The sequence below is a fragment of the Aquabacter sediminis genome, from assembly GCF_028863665.1.
GTDB lineage: Bacteria > Pseudomonadota > Alphaproteobacteria > Rhizobiales > Xanthobacteraceae > L1I39.
This window is the reverse complement of the sequence record NZ_JARBFX010000017.1, coordinates 1-18657: the sequence shown is the minus strand read 5'-3', so window position 1 is coordinate 18657 and position 18657 is coordinate 1. Positions and strand designations below refer to the sequence as shown.

Sequence of the window (18657 nt, the reverse complement as noted above, 5' to 3'; positions counted from 1 at the left end):
GCGGGAAGAAGAATGGCCTTCGGTGTCCAGCTCCTCGCGCGTGACGCGAACCGAACCTTGCGCGAGATCGTCCACCCGTTCTTCTCCCTCTGGCTGGGGCGCTGTGCGTGGGGTCCACGCATACCGTCCCTGCGTCCTTTTGGCGAGAGAAGGAGGCCGCACCGCGATCAACTTCAGCCGATCAGGCTGCGCGCCAGCACATAAAGGCCCACCGAGAAGACGATGACGGCGAAGGCCACGTTCAGCCGCCCCTTCTGCCCCGCCAGCCGCTTGGACAGGCGCATGCCCACCAGGCTGCCCGCCGTGCCGCCGCCCACCACCATGGCCGCCAGAGGCCAGGAGACGAGGCCCGAGACGGCATAATTGACCGAGGTGGTCAGCCCGAAGGCGGTGACCGCCACCAAAGAGGAGCCCACCGCATTCAGCATGGGCATGCCGGTGGAGATCACAAGGCCCGGCACGATGAGAAAGCCGCCGCCAATGCCGAAGAAGCCGGAGAGCGCTCCGCTCCCCATGCCAACGCCAACCACGCGCGGGAAGGATTCCCGCGACAGCCGTACGCCGGGATCCCCCGCCGCACCCCGGCGTTTCAGCATGACGAGCGCGATGACCATCATCACCCCCGCGAACAGGGCGAGGAGGTGCTGGCCATTGGTCGCCTTGCCCAGGGTGGACCCGGCGAAGGCCCCGAGAATGCCGGCGGTGGCGAAGGTCAGCGAGCACGGCCACTTCACCTGTCCCGCGCGGGCATAGGCGGCAAGGCTCAGGGCGGCATTCACCGTCACCGCCACGGCGCTCGTGCCGATGGCGAGATGCGGGTCATGGAGGCCGACAAAATAGACGAGGAGCGGCACCGCCAGCACCGAGCCGCCTCCGCCCACAAGGCCGAGAGAGAAGCCCACCAGCGTTCCGGCCAGGAGGCCGAGGAGGAGCTGCATCAGGGAAATCATGGCCGCAGGCCTTCTGTTTTCGCGCTGGCGCGACGGGCAAAGCGCACACGGGCGACAGCGCACCGCGGAAGCCGAGAGAGGGACATCGGGATCTTTATTTTAGTATTTCATATATTGCTAAATTAAAAAAACACGTTAGCTTTGTCAAATGCATTCGGGGTGCGGGACCGGGGAAAACCCAGGCCCACCCGCCCCGTCCCAACACGCAAGCAGGAGATGAACGCCATGTCCGCGAACGCCACGCCCGCTGAGACAAAGCCGGTGATCCGGGCCTTCTTCGACGAGCCCACCAACACCATCAGCTATCTGGTGGCGGACCCCGCGACCAAGGATGCGGCGGTGATCGACCCGGTGCTGGACTATGACCACAAGGCCGGAACGGTGGACACGCGCTCGGTGGACGCCATCCTCGCCGCCGCCCAGGAGGCGGGCTATCGCATCGTCTGGACGCTGGAGACCCACGCCCATGCGGACCACCTGTCCGGCTCGCCTTACATCAAGGGCAAGACCGGCGCGCGCATCGGCATCGGCGACCATATCGTCGACGTGCAGCGCATCTTTCGCCCGGTCTTCAACGCCACCGACCTGAAGACCGACGGCAGCGATTTCGACCATCTGTTCAAGGATGGCGAGCACTTCACAATCGGATCGCTCACCGCCGAGGTGCTCTATACGCCCGGCCATACGCCCGCCGACGTGTCCTACAAGATCACCGATGCGGTGTTCGTGGGCGACACCCTCTTCATGCCCGATTATGGCACCGCCCGCGCCGACTTCCCCGGCGGAGACGCCCATCAGCTCTATGGCTCCATCCGCAAGCTTCTGGCCTTGCCGCCGGAAACCCGCCTCTTCATGTGCCACGACTACAAGGCGCCCGGCCGCGACACCTATGCCTGGGAAACAACGGTGGCCGAGCAGCGCGCCGCCAATGTGCATGTGCATGAGGGGGTGAGCGAGGACGCATTCGTGGCCATGCGCACCACCCGCGATGCCAAGCTGGCCGCCCCCGTTCTGCTCCTGCCGTCCATCCAGGTGAACATCCGCGCCGGCAAGTTCCCGCCGGCCTCGGCCAACGGGGTGCACTACCTCACCATCCCGGTGAAGACCAAGAGCGGCGTGCCGGTGGAGAAGATCGCCTCCTGACCCTCCGCCGCCGCCCGCGCGGATTTTGAGACGCGCGGACGGGCGCAGGGGGTGCGTGGATTGAGCGGGCGGGCCGGCGCGGGGATCTGCTATAAGGCGGGCATGAACGCCTCGCCTCCCGCGCCCGACCGCCCGCGCGCCTATGTCATCGCCGGAACCCGCCTGCCCGCCGCCCGCCTCGCGCCGGGCCTGCATGTGGTGGCGACCCCCATCGGCAATCTCGGGGACATCACGCTGCGCGCCCTGGAGACGCTGGCCGGGGCGGACGTGATCGCCTGCGAGGACACGCGCATGTCCCGCCGGCTCCTGGACCGCTACGGCATCGAGGCGCCGCTCGTGCCCTATCACGACCATAACGGCGCCAGCATGCGCCCGCGCCTGCTCGCCCGCCTTGCGGCCGGGGAGGCGGTGGCGCTCATTTCGGACGCGGGCACGCCCCTCGTGTCAGACCCCGGCTTCAAGCTGGTGGTGGAGGTGGCGCAAGCCGGCCACCGCATTCATCCCCTGCCCGGCGCCTCCGCCTTGCTGGCGGCGCTGGTGGCGGCGGGCCTGCCCACGGACCGGTTCCTGTTCGACGGCTTCCTGCCGCCCAAGGCGGGCCAGCGGGCCGGACGCATCGCCGAGCTGAAGGCTTTCCCGGCGACCCTTGTCCTCTATGAGACCGGCCCCCGTTTGCCCGAAAGCCTTTCTGACCTCGCCGAGGGCCTCGGCGACCGGCCGGCGGCAGTGTGCCGGGAACTGACCAAGGCCTTCGAGGAAGTGCGACGGGGCACGCTCCCCGCGCTTGCCGCCCATTATGCCGAGGCCGGCCCGCCCAAGGGCGAGATCGTGCTCGTCATCGGACCGCCCCTTGAGGAAGCCGCCGGCGATACCGACGTGGACAGCGCCCTGCGCACTGCGCTCGCCGACCATTCCTTGAAGGATGCGGTGGCCGCCGTGACCGCCCTCACCGGCCGCCCCAAGCGCGACGTCTATGCCCGCGCCCTCGCCTTGACGCGCGGGCCCGAGGACAGCGATGGCTGAGCGCCGCCCGGGCGCGCCCAAGCCGCCCCACTCGCCGGCCCGCTCCACGGCTCACGCCGCCCGCACCTATGCGCGTGGGCTCCAGGCGGAGGACAAGGCGGCGGGGCTGCTGATCGCTCTGGGCTTCGAAATCCTCGGCCGGCGGGTGCGCACCAAGGCGGGCGAGGTGGACCTCATCGCCCGGCTGGGCGACCTCCTGGTGTTCTGCGAGGTGAAGGTGCGCGCGGATCTCGCCACCGCCGGGGAATCCCTCCTGCCCCGCCAGCGCCGCCGCATCGCCGCCGCCGCCGAGGCCTATCTCGCGGATCATCCCGAGCTTGCCGCCCTCAACATGCGCTTCGACGCCGTGCTGATGACCACTGCCGGCGAGATGGAGCACCTGCCCGGCGCGTTCGACGCGACGTTCTGACGAACGCAAACGCCCCCGCTCTGGCGGCGGGCGGTTCGCGGTTATAGATAGGGGGAACCCTCCTCCCTGGCGTTCGCCGGAGACCCCTTATGACCCTTCAGGTCGCGGTCCAGATGGACCATATCGCCCGCATCAACATTGCCGGCGATTCCACCTTCGCCTTGCTGCTGGAAGCCCAGAAGCGCGGCCACAGCCTCGTCCACTACACGCCCGACCAATTGGCCATGCGCGACGGCACGGTGTTCGCCACCGTCGAGCCGCTGACCGTGGCGGACGAGGCCGGCGCTCATTTTCAACTGGGCGAAAAGCGCCGGGTGGCGCTCTCCGACTATGACGTGGTGCTGCTGCGCCAGGACCCGCCCTTCGACATGGCCTATGTGACCACCACGCACTTGCTGGAGCGCATCCACCCCAAGACCCTGGTGGTGAACGACCCCGCCCATGTGCGCAATGCGCCCGAGAAGATCTTCGTCACCCACTTCCCGGATTTGATGCCGCCGACGCTGATCACGCGCGACCTTGCCGAGATCAAGGCGTTCCGGGCCGAGTTTGGTGACGTGGTGATGAAGCCGCTTTACGGCAATGGCGGCGCCGCCGTCTTCCGCCTGACGGCGGACGACCTGAATTTCGGCTCGCTCTATGACTTCTTCGCCGCCACCTTCCGCGAGCCCTGGGTGATCCAGCGCTTCCTGCCCGAGGTGAAGCATGGCGACAAGCGCATCATCCTGGTGGATGGCGAGGCGGCGGGTGCGGTGAACCGGGTGCCCTCCGAGGGCGACCTGCGCTCCAACATGGTGCGCGGCGGCGCCGCCCGGCCCACCGACCTGACCGACCGCGAGCTGGAAATCTGCGCCCGCATCGGCCCGGCCCTGCGCGAGCGGGGGCTTTTGTTCGTGGGCATCGACGTGATCGCCGGCAACCTCACCGAGATCAACGTCACCTCGCCCACCGGCCTGCGCGCCATCAAGCGCCTGGACGGCCCCGATATCGCCGCGCAGATCTGGGACAAGATCGAGGACAAGCGCCGGGCGGCCTGAGCCGCCTCGCTCCCCCTGAACCGGACCGGCGCCCGCGCGTTATCCAAGCGCGCAGCAAGGCGCCCGCATGGAAAGCTGAAGCATGGCCCAACCGCTCACCGTCTCCATCCCCCACCGCCTCGGCAAGGAGGAAGCCACCCGCCGCCTGCAGAAGGGCCTCACCGCCGCGCGCGGGCGCTTCGCCGACAAGCTGGTGGTGGAGGAAGAGACCTGGACCGACAGCCACCTGGCCTTCCGCATCGCCGTGCTCGGCCAGAAGGCGCAGGGCGAGATGAATGTGGCAGAGGATGCCGTGCATCTGAGCGTGGAACTGCCCTGGTTCCTGCAGATGATGGCGCAGAAGGCCAAGGACATGATCCAGAAGCAGGGCCACCTGCTCCTGGAGAAGAAGAGCTAGGCTCCGTCAGGCGCGCGAGAGCGTCAGGCTGGCATTGTCCAGCATGAAGGAGCCGTCCTCCTCGATGGCGAAGTGATCGCGCACCAGGTCCGCCGCCAGGGCCTGGAGTGAGCGGATGGCGTCCACATGGAGCGCATCGGTGCGGATGCGCGTGACCCAGGGCTGGAATTCCAGGCGGATGCGCCGGGCTTCCACCCGCTCCACCTTGAAGCCCGCCTGCTCGGCCATGGCCTTCCACTGGGCCACCGAGTAGTCGCGCACATGGGAGGGGTCGCGCAGCAATTCCACCGTCTGGAGGAAGGTGTCCAGCAGCGGATGGGCGGGCGCCACCGCATCCATGAAGATGGCCGTGCCGCCGGGCTTCAGCACGCGGTGCGCCTCGGCGAGGCCCGCCGGCACGTCCGACCAGTGATGGGCGCTGTAGCGCGAGGCGACGAGATCAAAGGCGCCGTCCGAGAAAGGCAGCGCCTCGGCAAAGCCCACCTGCGTGGTGATGTTGGCAAGCCCCCGCCGGCCCGCCTCCGCCGCTACCGCGCCCAGCATGTCGGCGGACAAATCATAGGCCGTCACCTGGCCCACATGGGGGGCCAGCGTGAAGCTCACATGGCCGCCGCCGCAGCCCAGATCCAGCGCCGTGCCCAAGCCCTTGCCCTCCACCGCAGCCGCCAGCGCCGCCAGATCCTCGCCGGAGGCATGGACCGCGCTGGCCACATAGGCGGCCGCCTGGGGACCGAACTGGCTTTCCACCAGGGCCTGGATGCCGCGGACATCGGCGCTGTTCGTGCTCATGGTGATCTCCCGGACGCCGTTTTCATTGCGTGATGAAGGCGATGTCCCTCATGCCCCCGTTCCGGGACCGGAGCAAGCACCGGCGCCGCACGCCTCCCGCGCCCGCCATGCGCAGGGGCACCCGCCGCGCGCACCTGCGCCCTCTGCCACGGCCGCACGTTCCCATTTCGTTCTTGTGCGCGGAAAGGTGCCGGGTTACGCTGGCAACCTTGGGATGTGCGGACGGTCCGGGAGGGGGACGTGATCCAGCGTGTGGCGACGGTGGCCTTCGCGGGTGTGGATGCGCGCCCGGTGGACGTGCAGGTGCATGTGGCGGCGGGACTGCCCGCCTTCACCATTGTCGGCCTGCCGGACAAGGCGGTAACGGAAGCCAAGGAGCGCGTGCGCGCCGCCCTTATCGCCTCCGGCCTCGCCTTGCCGGCGCGGCGCATCACCGTGAACCTTGCCCCCGCCGATTTGCCCAAGGAAGGCTCGCACTACGACCTGCCCATCGCGCTCGGCCTCATGGCGGCCATTGGCGCGATCCCCTCCGATTGCCTTTCCGGCTTCACGGTGGTGGGCGAACTGGGCCTCGACGGCACCATCGCCGCGGTGGCGGGCGTGCTGCCGGCGGCCATCGGCGCCAATGCGCGCGGCCATGGCCTGGTCTGCCCCGCCGCCTGCGGGGCGGAAGCGGCCTGGGCGAGCCCGGACATGGCGATCCTCGCTCCCGACAGCCTGATCCAGTTCGCCAATCACGTCACCGGCCGGCAGATCCTCGGCCGGCCCGATCCGCGCATCCGCGCGGGCGCGCAGGGCCTGCCGGACCTGAAGGACGTGAAGGGCCAAGAGACCGCTCGCCGGGCGCTGGAGGTGGCCGCCGCCGGCGGGCACAACCTGATCTATGTGGGCCCGCCCGGCGCCGGCAAGTCCATGCTGGCCCAGCGCCTGCCCTCCATCCTGCCGCCGCTCTCGCCCGCCGAAATGCTGGACGTGTCCATGATCGCCTCGGTGGCCGGCGCCATCGAGGATGGCGCGCTGATGGACCGTCGGCCGTTCCGCGCGCCCCACCATTCCGCCAGCATGGCGGCCATGGTGGGCGGCGGCATGAAGGCGCGGCCGGGGGAGGTGTCGCTCGCCCATCATGGCGTGCTGTTCCTGGACGAATTGCCGGAATTCTCGCCCCAGGTGCTGGATTCGCTCCGCCAGCCGCTGGAAAGCGGCGAGGTGCTCATCGCGCGGGCGAACCATCGGGTAAGCTATCCCGCGCGGTTCCAATTGGTGGCGGCCATGAATCCGTGCCGCTGCGGGCGCGCGGGGGAGCCGGGATTTACCTGCAAGCGCGGCCCGCGCTGCGCGGACGAATACCAGGCGCGCCTCTCCGGCCCGTTCATGGACCGCATCGACATCCATCTGGAAGTGCCGGCGGTGCGGGCAAGCGACCTCGTCTCGCCGGCACCTTCCGAAAGCTCGCGGGACGTGGCGGCGCGCGTCACCAATGCCCGCGCCGTGCAGCGGGAGCGCTATGCGGCGCTGGGCCGCCCGGATGTGACCATGAATGCCCACGCCTCCGGCCCCCTGCTGGAGCAGGTGGCGGTCCCCGACGGGGCGGCGCTGGCCTTGCTGCGCGATGCCTCGCAGGCCATGAACCTGTCCGCGCGCGGCTATCACCGGGTGCTGAAGGTGGCGCGGACGCTGGCGGACCTCGCCGGGGCCGAGACGCTCGGCCGCCAGCATCTGGCCGAAGCACTCGCCTATCGGGCCATGGCTGACCGTCCCCGGGCCGCCGCCTGAAACCGGCGGCCGCCCGGTTCGGGTTGGCTTCAGTAATTGGCGGTGACGGTGAGGCCTTCGTAGTAGCGGATCTCGCAGAGGTCGCCGAGCTGCACCTGCTGGAGGTCCGCCAGCACCTGGGCGTTCGCCGCCTTCACCGTGCGCACCAAGCCTTCCGGCCCCTCGAACGAGATGGTGCCGTTGGCCTTGTCGATATTGACGAGGATGTTGGTGACGGTAACTTCCCGGAAGCCGAAATCCTGCGGCCAGCCGGGCAGGCCGTCCTTCAGCACCACTTCGGCCGAAACGCGGCCGGGCGTGCCCTGGTGGGCCTTGCCGAGATAGGTGACGGTGCCGGGCAGCACGCGCACGGTGACGGAGCGGCTGTTGGCCATGGCCATCACGTCGCCGAACAGCGGAGGCACCAGGACCGACCAGCGCTTGCCATTGGCGCCTTCCAGCACCACCCGGCGGTCAGCCGGATCGGCGGAGACGAAGCGCGCCTGATAGGTCAGGACGGTCATGGGGCCGACGCCGGGGACGTCGATGGTGGTGACGGCGGAGGGCACCGGGCGCGGCTGGGCGGCGGCCTCCTCGGCGCCGAACAGGGCGCCGGCCCCCAGAAGCGCGGCGGTGAGAGCGGTTGCGCGCATCCGGGCGCCGGTGCCGCGAGAAATGCCAAGCATATGTGACCCCCTATGAGTGTCCCGCGCCCCCGGCGCGGCCATGCCGCCCGCCACCTGCGGCGGGCCTTGGCCTCTCATGGCACGGCTTTTCCTCCAAAAGCGTGAACGCGGCCGCACGTGCCCGCCACCTTGGCGCGTGGCGCCAAAAGCCTGGCCGGGCACAGCACCTTACCTAAGGTGACGAAGTGTGACTGTCGCATTGTCACATGCGCGTATGAATCTTATGGTGGTGTCCACGGTCATGCGGAAAAGGTGACGCCGCCGGGCTCGGTCTGCGGTGGCAAGCGCCTGAACCCGTGGATCGCGACGGCCCAGGGAGGGGTCGGCCTATGAAGCGCCAGGTGCCGGAAACCCAGGTTCAGCCCGCCTTCAACCTGCCCGCCTTGCTGGGCAAGGGCATCGATGTGGCGCGCGTGAACTTCGCCGATCCGCTCGCCTGGGCGGAGCGCGGCGTGCCCGGCATTCCCGGCTCGCAGAAATTCGTCAGCGACCTGCGCGCCTATTCCGGCATCCGCCACCGCGAAGTGCGCCCGCTGGGCGAACCCGTCGTGCTCGGCCGGCTCGGCTCGCTGGAGGTGCGCCTCGCCCGCACCGCGCGCGACGTGCGCAAGGCGCAGAAGCTGCGCTACAAGGTCTTCTACGAGGAAATGTCGGCCCTGCCGGACGGGCCCGCCCGCCTCGCCCGGCGCGACATGGACGCCTTCGACGCCATCTGCGACCACATGCTGGTGCTCGATTATGACGAGGCCAAGATGGTGCTCGGGCGGGTGAAGCCCAAGGTGGTGGGCACCTATCGCCTGCTGCGCCAGGATGTCGCCCGTCGCCATGGCGGCTTCTATACCCAGGCCGAATTCGACGTGAACCGGATCGTGGATGCCCATCCGGACCTGAAATTCCTGGAGCTGGGCCGCTCCTGCGTGCTCAAGCCCTACCGCAACAAGCGCACGGTGGAGCTGCTCTGGCACGGCATCTGGACCTATATCCTGCGCAACGACATCGACGTCATGTTCGGCTGCGCCAGCCTGGAGGGCACGGACCCGTCCGCCCTCGCCCTGCCGCTCTCCTTCCTGCACCACAATGCGCTGGCCCCGGAAGAATGGCGCGCCGCAGCCATCCCCCAGCGCTACGTGTCCATGAACCGCATGGCGCCGCAGGACATCAACCTGAAGGCGGCCATGCAGTCCCTGCCGCCCCTGGTGAAGGGCTATCTGCGCCTCGGCGGCTATGTGGGCGACGGCGCCGTCGTGGACCACCAATTCGGCACCACCGACGTGCTGGTCATCCTGCCCCGCGCCGTCATCAGCCCGCGCTATGTGGAGCATTTCGGCCCGAGCGCGAACCGCCACGCCATCTGAGGGCGGACGCGAGAGCGACTGCACCCTTGCGCGGCGGCGCAAGCTGCCGCATGTGGACGGCATGACCCGCCGCGAGCCGCGCTCATGATCGCGATCACCCACCGCATCGCCCTCCAGGAGGACGAGCTGGACTTCGCCTATGTGCGCGCCTCCGGCCCCGGCGGACAGAATGTGAACAAGGTGTCCACCGCGGTTCAATTGCGGTTCGACGCACTGGCCTCCCCCAGCCTGCCCGAGGGGTTGAAGTCCCGCCTGCCCGCCATCGCCGGCAGCCGGATGACGCAAGACGGCGTCGTCATCATCCACGCCCAGCGCCACCGCACCCAGGAACGCAATCGCGAGGATGCCATCGGCCGGCTGGTCGAGATGCTGCGCGAGGCGGCCTATGTGGCCCCCATCCGCCGCAAGACGCGGCCGACTTTGGCCTCCAAGGAGCGCCGGCTCGCCGCCAAGGAGCGGCGCGGCAGCGTGAAGAGCCTGCGGCGGGGGCGGGTGGACGTGGACTGACGGATCGGGATGGGACGCGTACCGGCGCGCGGCCGTGCATCCGGGGAACACTGCTAAGCCGGCTTATCGCTCGGTGCGGGCGAGCACGTCCATGAGCTCGGCCACCTTCTTGCGCTGCTCTTCCGCATTGCCCGAGCGGATGGCGTGCTCCACGCAATGGGCCACGTGGTCCCGCAACACTTCTTCCTCCGCCTTGCGCAGCGCGGCGCGGACAGCGGCGATCTGCGTCACCACGTCGATGCAGTAGCGGTCCTCCTCCACCATCTTGGCGATGCCGCGCACCTGCCCTTCGATGCGATTGAGGCGCTTGAGAACGGATGTCTTGGCTGTGGGTCCCATGCTTGCCATATACCCCCTATGGGTATATCAAACAAGTCAGCAGATACCCCCGTGGGGTTTCTTTCGCGGAATCTGAGCCAGCGCAAAGACGCTCCCCTCCCCTTGCCCTGTGGTGAGGCCATGATGGCAGACAAGACCGACCCCGCCCGCACGCCCGCTTCCGCGCCCCATCCGGCCAAAGGCCAGCCGGCGGAGGGGCATGGCAGCTGCTGTTCGAGCCCCGCGCCGCTGGACCTGTCCAAGCCGGCCTCGGGCGCGGAGTGCTGCGGCGGCGCGCCCCAGGCGGGGCCTGCCGCCCCAAAGGCGCACGTCCATAAGGAAGACGGCGGATGCTGCGGCGGAACCGGGCCGGCTTCGGCTCCGCCGCAGCACGCCGATTGCTGCGCGCCGCCGGCGCCGCTCGACCTGTCCGCCGCCCCCCGCGCGGCGGCGCCCAGATCGGCGCACGAGCCGGAGACCACGCCGGAGCCGTCCGGCCATGCCTGCTGCTCCGCCCCCGCGCCTTTGGACCTGACGCCGCCGGCCGCCTCCTGCTGCGGCGGGCATGGGGACCACGGCCACCCGCATGGGCACGACCACGCGGGCCATATGCATGCGGGTCACGCGCCCTCCCCGGCCGCCAGCCAGCTGGTGAAGGACCCGGTGTGCGGCATGGATGTGGACCCGCACACGGCCAAGCACCGCTCCACCCATGAGGGGCGGCCCTATTATTTCTGCAATCCCAGCTGCAAGACCAAGTTCGACGCCGATCCGGCCCGCTATCTCTCCGGCCAGCCCGTCCCCGCCGAGCCCGTGCCGGAGGGCACCATCTATACCTGCCCCATGGATCCGGAGATCCGCCAGGTGGGGCCGGGCACCTGCCCCATTTGCGGCATGGCGCTGGAGCCGGAACTGGTCAGCCTCGACGACGGCCCCAACGAAGAACTGGCGGACATGACCCGCCGGTTCTGGATCGGCCTTGCCTTGGCCCTGCCGGTCTTCGTGCTGGAAATGGGCCAGCACCTGTTCGGCCTGCATGTGCTGCCGCAGCAGGTGTCCAATTATGTGCAATTCGCCCTCGCCACCCCCGTGGTGCTGTGGGCAGGCCAGCCCTTCTTCGCCCGCGGCATCGCCTCGGTGCGCACCGGGCATCTGAACATGTTCACGCTCATCGCCATCGGCACGGGCGTCGCCTATGCCTATTCGCTGGTGGGCACCTTCCTGCCCGGCCTCTTCCCCCACGGCCTGACGCGCCATGACGGCGCGGTGGCGGTCTATTTCGAGGCGGCGGCGGTGATCACCGTGCTGGTCCTGCTGGGCCAGGTGATGGAGCTGAAGGCGCGCGAGCGCACGTCCGGCGCCATCAAGGCGTTGCTGGGCCTTGCCCCCAAGACCGCCCGCCGGGTGCGTCCCGACGGCACGGACGAGGACGTGGCCCTCGACCTCATCGCCAAGGGCGACCTCCTGCGCGTGCGACCCGGCGAGAAGGTGCCCGTGGACGGGCTCATCACCGAGGGGCGCGGGGCGCTGGATGAATCACTCGTCACCGGCGAATCCGTCCCCGTGGCTAAGCGTGCGGGCGATGCCGTCATCGGCGGCACGCTGGCTGCCACCGGCGGCTTCGTCATGCGGGCGGAAAAGGTGGGCCGGGAAACCATGCTCGCCCAGATCGTGCAGATGGTCGCCACCGCCCAAAGGTCGCGCGCGCCCATCCAGCGGCTCGCCGACACGGTCTCGGGCTGGTTCGTGCCTGCCGTGGTCGCGGCGGCGCTCATCGCCTTTGCCGCCTGGATGCTGGTGGGGCCGGAGCCGCGCCTCGCCTATGCGCTCACCGCCGCCGTCTCCGTCCTTATCATCGCCTGCCCCTGCGCACTGGGCCTTGCCACGCCCATGTCGGTGATGGTGGGCGTCGGGCGCGGGGCCCAGGCCGGCGTCCTGGTGAAGAATGCCGAGGCGCTGGAGCGTCTGGAGAAGGTCGCCACGGTCCTGGTGGACAAGACCGGCACCCTCACGGAAGGCCGTCCGCGCATCGTCGAGATGCGGGCCATTGATGGCGACGAGACCACCCTGTTGCGCCTCGCCGCGAGCCTGGAGCGGGGCAGCGAGCATCCCCTTGCCGCCGCCTTCCTCCGGGAGGCCAAGGCCCGCGACCTGGATCTGTCCGACGTGCAGGATTTCGAGGCCATCACCGGCGGCGGCGTGCGCGGCCGGGTGGACGGCGTCGCGGTGGCGGTGGGCCATGCCGGCTTCATCGCCGAAGGCGGCCCGGAATGCCGGCCCCTGCTGGCCGAGGCGGACGCCCTGCGCCAGTCCGGGTCCACCGTGGTCTTCATCGCGCGGGAAGGCAAGCTCGCAGGCCTCGTTGCCATCGCCGACCCCATCAAGGCCAGCACCGCCGAGGCCCTGAAGGCGCTCAAAGCCGACAAGGTGCGCGTTGTCATGCTCACCGGCGACAACCGCACCACCGCCGAAGCGGTGGCGCGGCGCCTCGGCATTGCCGAAGTGCATGCGCAGGTGCGCCCCGAGGACAAGGTGGAGAAGGTGAAGGCCCTGCGCGCCGCCGGCCATGTGGTGGCCATGGCGGGGGATGGGGTGAACGACGCCCCCGCACTGGCTGCCGCCGATGTCGGCATCGCCATGGGCTCCGGCACGGACGTGGCCATGGAAAGCGCCGGCATCACGCTTCTGAACGGTGATCTGGCCGGCATCGCCCATGCCCGCTCGCTCTCGCGCGCGACCATGGCGAACATCCGGCGCAACCTGTTCTTCGCTTTCGCCTACAACGCGGCCGGCGTGCCGCTGGCGGCGGGGGTGCTCTATCCCGCCTTCGGCCTCCTGCTTTCGCCCATGGTGGCGGCGGCGGCCATGTCGCTCTCCTCGGTCAGCGTCATCGCCAATGCGCTCACCTTGCAGCGCTGGCGGCCCTGATCGGCACGGCGCATCCTTTGCCGTTTGCGCCGCTGCCTGCCCTTGCAGCGCCAAAGGGGCGCGCGCATCCTGGACCTGATCCGGCTTGGGCCGGCCAGCGGGGATGCCATGGACGAGGCCCCACGCCCCTCCGACACCAGATGGCGCACACGCCTTGCCCCTTTCGGCCGCCTTGCGGTCGGCGCTGCAGGAATGATGGCGGATCTCGTCCTTCCGCCCACCTGCATCTCCTGCCACGGGGTGATGGCCGGAAAGGGGGGCCTGTGCGGCACCTGCTGGCCGCGCCTGACCTTCATCGCCCGGCCGTTCTGCGAGCGGCTCGGCACGCCCCTGCCCTTCACCCCGCTGGGCGATGCCGGCCCCTATCTGAGCGCCGAGGCCCTGGCTGATCCCCCCGCCTTCGCGCGGGCGCGGGCGGCTGTGGTGTTCGGCGACATTTCCCGCGACCTGGTGCATGGCCTGAAATATGGCGACCGGCTGGACCTTGCCCGGCCCATGGCCCGCCTCATGGCCCAGGCCGGGCGGGACGTGCTGGCGGATGCCGACCTCCTCCTGCCCGTGCCGCTGCACGCCTTCCGGCTGTGGCGGCGGCGCTTCAACCAGGCCGCGCTTCTGGCCCGGCACCTCGCCAGCGGGGCGGAAAAAAAATGGAGGACAGACACCCTCGTACGGGTGCGCGCGACCCCCTCCCAGATATCCCTGAGCCGGCTTGAACGGCACCGCAATGTGTCGGGCGCGTTCGCCGTTCGCGCGGCCGCCGAGGCGCATGTTTACGGGCGCCGCATCCTGTTAGTCGACGATGTGCTGACCACCGGCGCCACCCTGGACGCCTGTGCCCGGACCCTGCGGCGCGCGGGCGCGGCGCATGTGGATGCCCTCACCTTCGCCCGGGTTGTGGAAGCCGGCTGAAAACCCATATTATGCAACACTTCCGTGACGGCGTTCCCCGTCTCTAACTTATTGTCGGATCACGCTTGGCTTGGATTGCGCCGCAGTCCGAGCCGGACGTGCTCTAGGGGCTTTCATGAAATCCATCGTCATCTACACCAAGAGCTGGTGCTCCTACTGCCACGCGGCCAAGGAGTTGCTGCGCCGCAAGGGCTGGACCTTCACCGAGATCGACGTGACCACCGACCCCGCCGGCCAGGCGGACATGTCCCAGAAGGCCGGCGGGCGGACCTCCGTGCCGCAGATCTTCATCGGCGACACCCATGTGGGCGGCTGCGATGACCTTTATGCCCTCGAGCGCGAGGGCAAGCTGGACGCGCTGGCGGCATGACCTCACGCGCGCCCGCGCCTGGCGCGCAGACCTCCCACGGTAGAGAAAGCGTGACCCGTCTCGATTGCGGTGCCATCGGACCGGCGCCTGCTCTAGACTGATGCGAGAACCGGAAAGCCTGCGAGACCCCATGAGCTCCTCAGCCTCCTCCCAGACCCTGCGCGTCGGCCTCGTCCAGCTGCGCTCCGGCCGCGATGTCGGCGCCAATATCGACATTGCCAGCGCCCTCATCCGGCAGGCCGCGGAGGCGGGCGCGCGCTATGTGCAGACGCCCGAGACCACCAATCTCATGGAGCTGGACCGGTCCATCCTGTTCGAACAGCTGAAGGAGGAAGAGAGCGATCCCGCCCTCGCCGCCTTCCGCGACCTCGCGCGCAGCCTCTCCATCCACCTGCATGTGGGCTCGCTGGCGCTGAAGGTCTCCGAGCAGCGGGCTGTCAATCGCGGCTTCCTGATCGCGCCCGACGGCGAGATCGCCGCCCGCTACGACAAGATCCACATGTTCGACGTGGACCTCCCAAACGGCGAGAGCTACCGCGAATCCACCGCCTACAAGCCCGGCGAGCGGGCCGTGCTCGGCCATGTGGAGGGCATCGGGCTTGGCATGACCATCTGCTACGACCTGCGCTTCCCTGCCTTGTACCGGGCGCTGGCGGAAGCCGGGGCGCAGGTGCTCACCGTCCCGGCCGCCTTCACGCGTCCCACGGGCGAGGCCCATTGGCATGTGCTGCTGCGCTCCCGCGCCATCGAGAACGGCGCCTATGTGCTCGCCGCGGCCCAGGGCGGTCGGCATGAGAATGGCCGCGAGACCTATGGCCATTCCCTGGTGATCGACCCGTGGGGCCGCGTTCTGGCGGAAGGCGGGAGCGATCCGGGCGTCATCCTCGCCGAGCTGGACATGGCCGAGGTGGACGCCGTGCGCCAGCGCATCCCCTCCCTGCGCCACGGCCGCCGCTTCGAGATGGCGGAGGGCCGGCCGGCGGGCCACCTGCACCTGGTGGGAGCCCCCACGTGATCCGCTACACGCTCCGGTGCGACCAGGACCACACGTTCGAGAGCTGGTTTCCCTCGTCCGACAGCTATGAGAAGCAGAAGGCGCACGGCTTCGTCGCCTGTCCCACCTGCGGCAGCGTGGCCGTGGAGAAGGCGGTAATGGCGCCCTCCGTTGCGCGCACCGATCGCGCCCGCGCGCCCGAGCCGCGCCCGGCCGAGGCCACGGAGCCCGCTCCGAACGCCCCTCCGGCCGCCGAGCAGATGGCCCTCATGTCCGAGCCGGAGCGCGAGCTGCGCCGCCTGCTGCGCGCCGTGCGCGACCATGTGACCAGCACGGCGGACTATGTGGGCGACCAGTTCGCCGACCTCGCCCGCAAGATGCACCAGGGCGAGGTGGAGCACCGCTCCATCTATGGCGAGGCGACACCCGAGGAGGTGCGCACGCTGAAGGAGGACGAGGTGGAGGTCTATGCGCTGCCCGTCCTTCCCGACGAGCGCAACTGACGGGTCCTTGCCGCGCGCCAAAAGGCACGCCCATCCCGCACAAACTTGCCCTGCGTTAACCCCGGCGCAACCATATTCGCGGCCCATTAGAGCCGGATCCGCTTCCCTTGAACCGCATCGCGATTCAAGGGGAGGGGCTTATCCGTCTCTACGCGAAAAGGTAGGGACCGAGCCGCCCGCACCCGCCGGGGCGCGGACGCAGATTGGGGCATGGCCGCCGCCCCGGCTTCCCGCACGGCGAACCGCCCCAGGTTCGCGCGGAGGCTGGCGGGGCCCGAAGATGTGGCGGCTTTGTCCGCCAGGATGAGGCGCACATGGCACACACACTCCCCCGCCCCCTTCGCGTCGCCGCCTGCGGCCTCGCGCTCGCCGGCAGCTTCGTGGCTGGCGCTTGCGGGCAGGTGACCGCGCAGGTGACCGGCTCCGTCGTCGATGCGCCTGCAACGCCCGCTCCCGCGCCCGCCCGCTCCAGTCATCCCCTGATGGCGCCGCAGGCGATCGCCGCTGCGGAAGCCAATTTCAACAGCTGCATCGCCGGCATGTGGCCGCAAGCCCAGGGCAAGGGCGTCTCGCGCCGCACCTTCGAGCGCTACACGTCGGACCTCACCCCCGACATGAAGATCATGGATTTCCTGGACCAGCAGCCGGAATTCTCCAAGCCCATCGGCGATTATGTGAACATGCTGGTCACCGAGCGGCGCATCACGCGCGGCAAGGAGATCCTGGCCAAGTACAAGCCCATCTTCGACCATGCGGAGAAGGCTTTCGGCGTGGATCGCTATGCGGTGGCCGCCATCTGGGGCATCGAATCCGACTATGGCAGCCCCTCGGGCATGGGCAATCGCTCGGTGCTGCGCTCCACCGCGACGCTGGCTTGCATCGGCCGGCGGCAGGAATTCTTCCGCGACGAATTCCTGGCCACTCTCCAGATCCTGGAGAAGGGCGACGTTCCGGCGGACCATCTGAAGGGCTCCTGGGCCGGCGCCTTCGGCCCCACCCAGTTCATGCCCACCTCGTTCCAGCGCTTCGCCGTGGATTTCGACGGCGACGGCAAGCGCAACGTGGTGGATTCCATCCCCGACGTGATCGGCTCAACGGCGAACAACCTGAAGCTGGACGGCTGGGAGTTCGGCCGCACCTGGGGCTATGAGGTGGTCCTGCCGGCCAATTTCGACTACCGCTATGTGGACCGCTCCCGCAAGATGACGCTCGGCCAATGGGCCGCGCTGGGCATCAAGCGGCCGGGCGGGCGCGACTTTCCGCGCGGCAACGACACGGCCTTCCTGCTGCTGCCTGCGGGCGCCAAGGGTCCGGCCTTCCTGATGCTGCCGAACTTCTCGGCCATCCTGAAATACAATCCCGCCGATGCCTATGCCCTCGCCATCGGCCACCTGTCCGACCGCCTGCGCGGCGGCGGCGCCTTCGCCCAGAACTGGCCCGACGAGCGCGCGCTCAGCCGCAGCGAGCGCGTGGAATTGCAGAACCTGCTGATCCAGCGCGGCTATGACATCGGCACCGTGGACGGCATTCTCGGCCAGAAGACACGCGTGGCGGTGCAGGACTTCCAGGTCCGCGCCGGCATGCTGCCGGACGGCTACCCCTCCGTGGCCGTGCTGGATCGCTTGCGGCGCTGAGGAGGGTTGGCGGGCCGGGTCTCGCGTCCGCCGAACGCCCCGCGCTTGGTCGAACCCCCTTGCGCGGGAGGTCCCCGACGACACCGGCATGACGAGCAAGCGCCCTCGTCCCGGAGCGCGTTCGGGCAAGATGTGGCCTCGGACCTAGAGCATGCGCCGATCAGATTGGTTCAATCTGATGGGATCGCGCTCTAGGTGCGGGGCTGGTGGGATGCGGCTTCTCCAGCTGCCTGCCAGCCGCCCAGCGGCCGCAAGGTGGCGCAGGCTGGGCCTCCCTTTCCATCCCGTCCGGGGAGACGTGCCTCCAGCACGGTGCCCCGCAGCGCCACCTCCAGAAGCGCCGGCGACAGGTCGTGAATGTCCACCTTGCCGCGACGGCTCCAGGGCGAACCGGGGTCTCCGGCCTGGGTCCCGATCGCGATATAGACGAACTGCCGTTCCTTCCCCTCTCGGCGCACGAACGGCCCGCGAAAGCGCGGCCCCTCCGCCACCTGAACCGCTAGGTCGAAGGCCAACGGCGCCTCCGAAGCGACGACGGGATCGACCGGCGTGTTCTTCGGGTCCTGAAGGCTGTAGGTCACGCCGGGAACAGGGTCCTGGATGATCAGGCGCAAGGTGATGGTCGAAGCGGTCATCTTCAGGGTGCCTGGAGGCCTGGGGTCTTGCCGTGGCAGTGTCTCACGGTCAGCAGGACGAGTGCCAGGCATCGTGCGCTCCTGGACGGGAGGGACGGCTCTGGTGGGGTTGCGACCGCCCCCGCACCTCCTTCTGGAGGCGTCATGAGGCCCCAGGCCCCACGGCCGAAGCCCGCGCGCGCAGCGGGCAACCGGCTCACGGTAGTCGTCATGGGCGGGGATTTGGGGGGTTGTGTCCAAACAAAAACCCCCGTTTGTCTTTCGACGCCCGGGGGTTTTTGTTTTGTTTATCGTGTTTAGAGCTTTGATGTCCTTTGC

General features: G+C 69.2%; 19 protein-coding genes. 14 read left to right on the top strand and 5 right to left on the bottom strand.

The features are described from left to right. Nucleotides 1-173: 173 nt before the first annotated feature. The gene (locus PV781_RS22605) at nt 174-950 is read right to left on the bottom strand and encodes a sulfite exporter TauE/SafE family protein (protein ID WP_274777883.1); all 777 of its coding nucleotides are present in this window, start codon (nt 948-950) and stop codon (nt 174-176) included. A gap of 225 nt (nt 951-1175) precedes the next feature. On the opposite strand from PV781_RS22605, the gene PV781_RS22600 reads away from it, so the two are divergent. The 5 genes from PV781_RS22600 (at nt 1176) to PV781_RS22580 (ending at nt 4959) form a co-directional block, all read left to right on the top strand. Next, nucleotides 1176-2093, top strand: coding sequence for an MBL fold metallo-hydrolase (locus tag PV781_RS22600; RefSeq protein ID WP_274777882.1), 918 nt, complete (start codon nt 1176-1178; stop codon nt 2091-2093). Nucleotides 2094-2195: 102 nt separating this feature from the next. After that, the gene (gene rsmI, locus PV781_RS22595) at nt 2196-3116 is read left to right on the top strand and encodes a 16S rRNA (cytidine(1402)-2'-O)-methyltransferase (RefSeq protein WP_274777881.1); all 921 of its coding nucleotides are present in this window, start codon (nt 2196-2198) and stop codon (nt 3114-3116) included. Continuing rightward, complete coding sequence (locus PV781_RS22590; RefSeq protein WP_274777880.1) at nt 3109-3525, top strand: YraN family protein; 417 nt, start codon at nt 3109-3111, stop codon at nt 3523-3525. Before rsmI ends, PV781_RS22590 begins: the two co-directional genes overlap by 8 nt. Before the next feature lie 89 nt (nt 3526-3614). Further along, complete coding sequence (gshB, locus tag PV781_RS22585) at nt 3615-4562, top strand: glutathione synthase (protein WP_274777879.1); 948 nt, start codon at nt 3615-3617, stop codon at nt 4560-4562. 82 nt (nt 4563-4644) lie between these two features. Continuing rightward, nucleotides 4645-4959: a polyhydroxyalkanoic acid system family protein gene (locus tag PV781_RS22580; protein WP_274777878.1), complete on the top strand. Its 315-nt coding sequence runs from the start codon at nt 4645-4647 to the stop codon at nt 4957-4959. A gap of 6 nt (nt 4960-4965) precedes the next feature. On the opposite strand, the gene PV781_RS22575 is transcribed toward PV781_RS22580, so the two are convergent. Further along, nucleotides 4966-5748 (bottom strand): class I SAM-dependent methyltransferase, encoded by a 783-nt coding sequence (locus PV781_RS22575; protein WP_274777877.1) that lies wholly within the window; start codon nt 5746-5748, stop codon nt 4966-4968. Nucleotides 5749-5988: 240 nt separating this feature from the next. Between PV781_RS22575 and PV781_RS22570 the strand changes: the two genes are divergently transcribed. Then, a complete protein-coding gene (locus PV781_RS22570) occupies nt 5989-7521 on the top strand; it encodes a YifB family Mg chelatase-like AAA ATPase (RefSeq protein ID WP_274777876.1) in 1533 nt (510 codons plus the stop codon). Nucleotides 7522-7550: 29 nt separating this feature from the next. On the opposite strand, the gene PV781_RS22565 is transcribed toward PV781_RS22570, so the two are convergent. After that, nucleotides 7551-8186, bottom strand: a complete 636-nt coding sequence (locus PV781_RS22565; protein WP_274777875.1) for a hypothetical protein — start codon at nt 8184-8186, stop codon at nt 7551-7553. Between the two features lie 329 nt (nt 8187-8515). Here PV781_RS22565 and olsB point away from each other — a divergent pair, with 329 nt between their 5' ends. Together olsB and arfB are read left to right on the top strand one after the other, a co-directional pair. Next, the gene (olsB, locus tag PV781_RS22560; protein ID WP_274777874.1) at nt 8516-9541 is read left to right on the top strand and encodes a l-ornithine N(alpha)-acyltransferase; all 1026 of its coding nucleotides are present in this window, start codon (nt 8516-8518) and stop codon (nt 9539-9541) included. 84 nt (nt 9542-9625) lie between these two features. Continuing rightward, nucleotides 9626-10048, top strand: a complete 423-nt coding sequence (gene arfB, locus PV781_RS22555; RefSeq protein WP_274777873.1) for an alternative ribosome rescue aminoacyl-tRNA hydrolase ArfB — start codon at nt 9626-9628, stop codon at nt 10046-10048. A gap of 63 nt (nt 10049-10111) precedes the next feature. Here the strand turns inward: arfB and PV781_RS22550 are convergent, their stop codons facing one another. Then, complete coding sequence (locus tag PV781_RS22550) at nt 10112-10387, bottom strand: metal-sensitive transcriptional regulator (RefSeq protein WP_425532455.1); 276 nt, start codon at nt 10385-10387, stop codon at nt 10112-10114. A 588-nt stretch (nt 10388-10975) separates the two neighbouring features. Here PV781_RS22550 and PV781_RS22545 point away from each other — a divergent pair. The 6 genes from PV781_RS22545 (at nt 10976) to PV781_RS22520 (ending at nt 17704) form a co-directional block, all read left to right on the top strand. Further along, nucleotides 10976-13294, top strand: a complete 2319-nt coding sequence (locus tag PV781_RS22545; protein ID WP_274777932.1) for a heavy metal translocating P-type ATPase — start codon at nt 10976-10978, stop codon at nt 13292-13294. A 108-nt stretch (nt 13295-13402) separates the two neighbouring features. Further along, nucleotides 13403-14203 carry a ComF family protein gene (locus tag PV781_RS22540; RefSeq protein WP_274777872.1) on the top strand — a complete coding sequence of 267 codons (801 nt, stop codon included), beginning with the start codon at nt 13403-13405 and terminating at the stop codon, nt 14201-14203. Between the two features lie 115 nt (nt 14204-14318). Then, nucleotides 14319-14573 carry a glutaredoxin 3 gene (gene grxC, locus PV781_RS22535; protein WP_274777871.1) on the top strand — a complete coding sequence of 85 codons (255 nt, stop codon included), beginning with the start codon at nt 14319-14321 and terminating at the stop codon, nt 14571-14573. A gap of 130 nt (nt 14574-14703) precedes the next feature. Further along, on the top strand, nt 14704-15588 hold the full coding sequence (locus tag PV781_RS22530) for a carbon-nitrogen hydrolase family protein (RefSeq protein ID WP_274777870.1): 885 nt from the start codon (nt 14704-14706) through the stop codon (nt 15586-15588). Next, nucleotides 15585-16070, top strand: coding sequence for a DUF1178 family protein (locus PV781_RS22525; protein ID WP_274777869.1), 486 nt, complete (start codon nt 15585-15587; stop codon nt 16068-16070). Before PV781_RS22530 ends, PV781_RS22525 begins: the two co-directional genes overlap by 4 nt. A 314-nt stretch (nt 16071-16384) precedes the next feature. Continuing rightward, the gene (locus PV781_RS22520) at nt 16385-17704 is read left to right on the top strand and encodes a lytic murein transglycosylase (RefSeq protein WP_274777868.1); all 1320 of its coding nucleotides are present in this window, start codon (nt 16385-16387) and stop codon (nt 17702-17704) included. A 191-nt stretch (nt 17705-17895) separates the two neighbouring features. Here PV781_RS22520 and PV781_RS22515 read toward each other — a convergent pair whose 3' ends face one another. Then, entirely contained in the window at nt 17896-18339 is a 444-nt protein-coding gene (locus tag PV781_RS22515; protein ID WP_274777867.1) for a DUF5990 family protein, read from the bottom strand. Nucleotides 18340-18657 lie beyond the last annotated feature (318 nt).

Bases quoted from the DNA above. Each gene is read 5' to 3' on its own strand.
- PV781_RS22605 (WP_274777883.1), bottom strand. From the start codon at position 950: ATGATTTCCCTGATGCAGCTCCTCCTCGGCCTCCTGGCCGGAACGCTG.
- PV781_RS22600 (WP_274777882.1), top strand. From the start codon at position 1,176: ATGTCCGCGAACGCCACGCCCGCTGAGACAAAGCCGGTGATCCGGGCC.
- rsmI (WP_274777881.1), top strand. From the start codon at position 2,196: ATGAACGCCTCGCCTCCCGCGCCCGACCGCCCGCGCGCCTATGTCATC.
- PV781_RS22590 (WP_274777880.1), top strand. From the start codon at position 3,109: ATGGCTGAGCGCCGCCCGGGCGCGCCCAAGCCGCCCCACTCGCCGGCC.
- gshB (WP_274777879.1), top strand. From the start codon at position 3,615: ATGACCCTTCAGGTCGCGGTCCAGATGGACCATATCGCCCGCATCAAC.
- PV781_RS22580 (WP_274777878.1), top strand. From the start codon at position 4,645: ATGGCCCAACCGCTCACCGTCTCCATCCCCCACCGCCTCGGCAAGGAG.
- PV781_RS22575 (WP_274777877.1), bottom strand. From the start codon at position 5,748: ATGAGCACGAACAGCGCCGATGTCCGCGGCATCCAGGCCCTGGTGGAA.
- PV781_RS22565 (WP_274777875.1), bottom strand. From the start codon at position 8,186: ATGCTTGGCATTTCTCGCGGCACCGGCGCCCGGATGCGCGCAACCGCT.
- olsB (WP_274777874.1), top strand. From the start codon at position 8,516: ATGAAGCGCCAGGTGCCGGAAACCCAGGTTCAGCCCGCCTTCAACCTG.
- arfB (WP_274777873.1), top strand. From the start codon at position 9,626: ATGATCGCGATCACCCACCGCATCGCCCTCCAGGAGGACGAGCTGGAC.
- PV781_RS22550 (WP_425532455.1), bottom strand. From the start codon at position 10,387: ATGGGACCCACAGCCAAGACATCCGTTCTCAAGCGCCTCAATCGCATC.
- PV781_RS22545 (WP_274777932.1), top strand. From the start codon at position 10,976: ATGCATGCGGGTCACGCGCCCTCCCCGGCCGCCAGCCAGCTGGTGAAG.
- PV781_RS22540 (WP_274777872.1), top strand. From the start codon at position 13,403: ATGGACGAGGCCCCACGCCCCTCCGACACCAGATGGCGCACACGCCTT.
- grxC (WP_274777871.1), top strand. From the start codon at position 14,319: ATGAAATCCATCGTCATCTACACCAAGAGCTGGTGCTCCTACTGCCAC.
- PV781_RS22530 (WP_274777870.1), top strand. From the start codon at position 14,704: ATGAGCTCCTCAGCCTCCTCCCAGACCCTGCGCGTCGGCCTCGTCCAG.
- PV781_RS22520 (WP_274777868.1), top strand. From the start codon at position 16,385: ATGGCACACACACTCCCCCGCCCCCTTCGCGTCGCCGCCTGCGGCCTC.
- PV781_RS22515 (WP_274777867.1), bottom strand. From the start codon at position 18,339: ATGACCGCTTCGACCATCACCTTGCGCCTGATCATCCAGGACCCTGTT.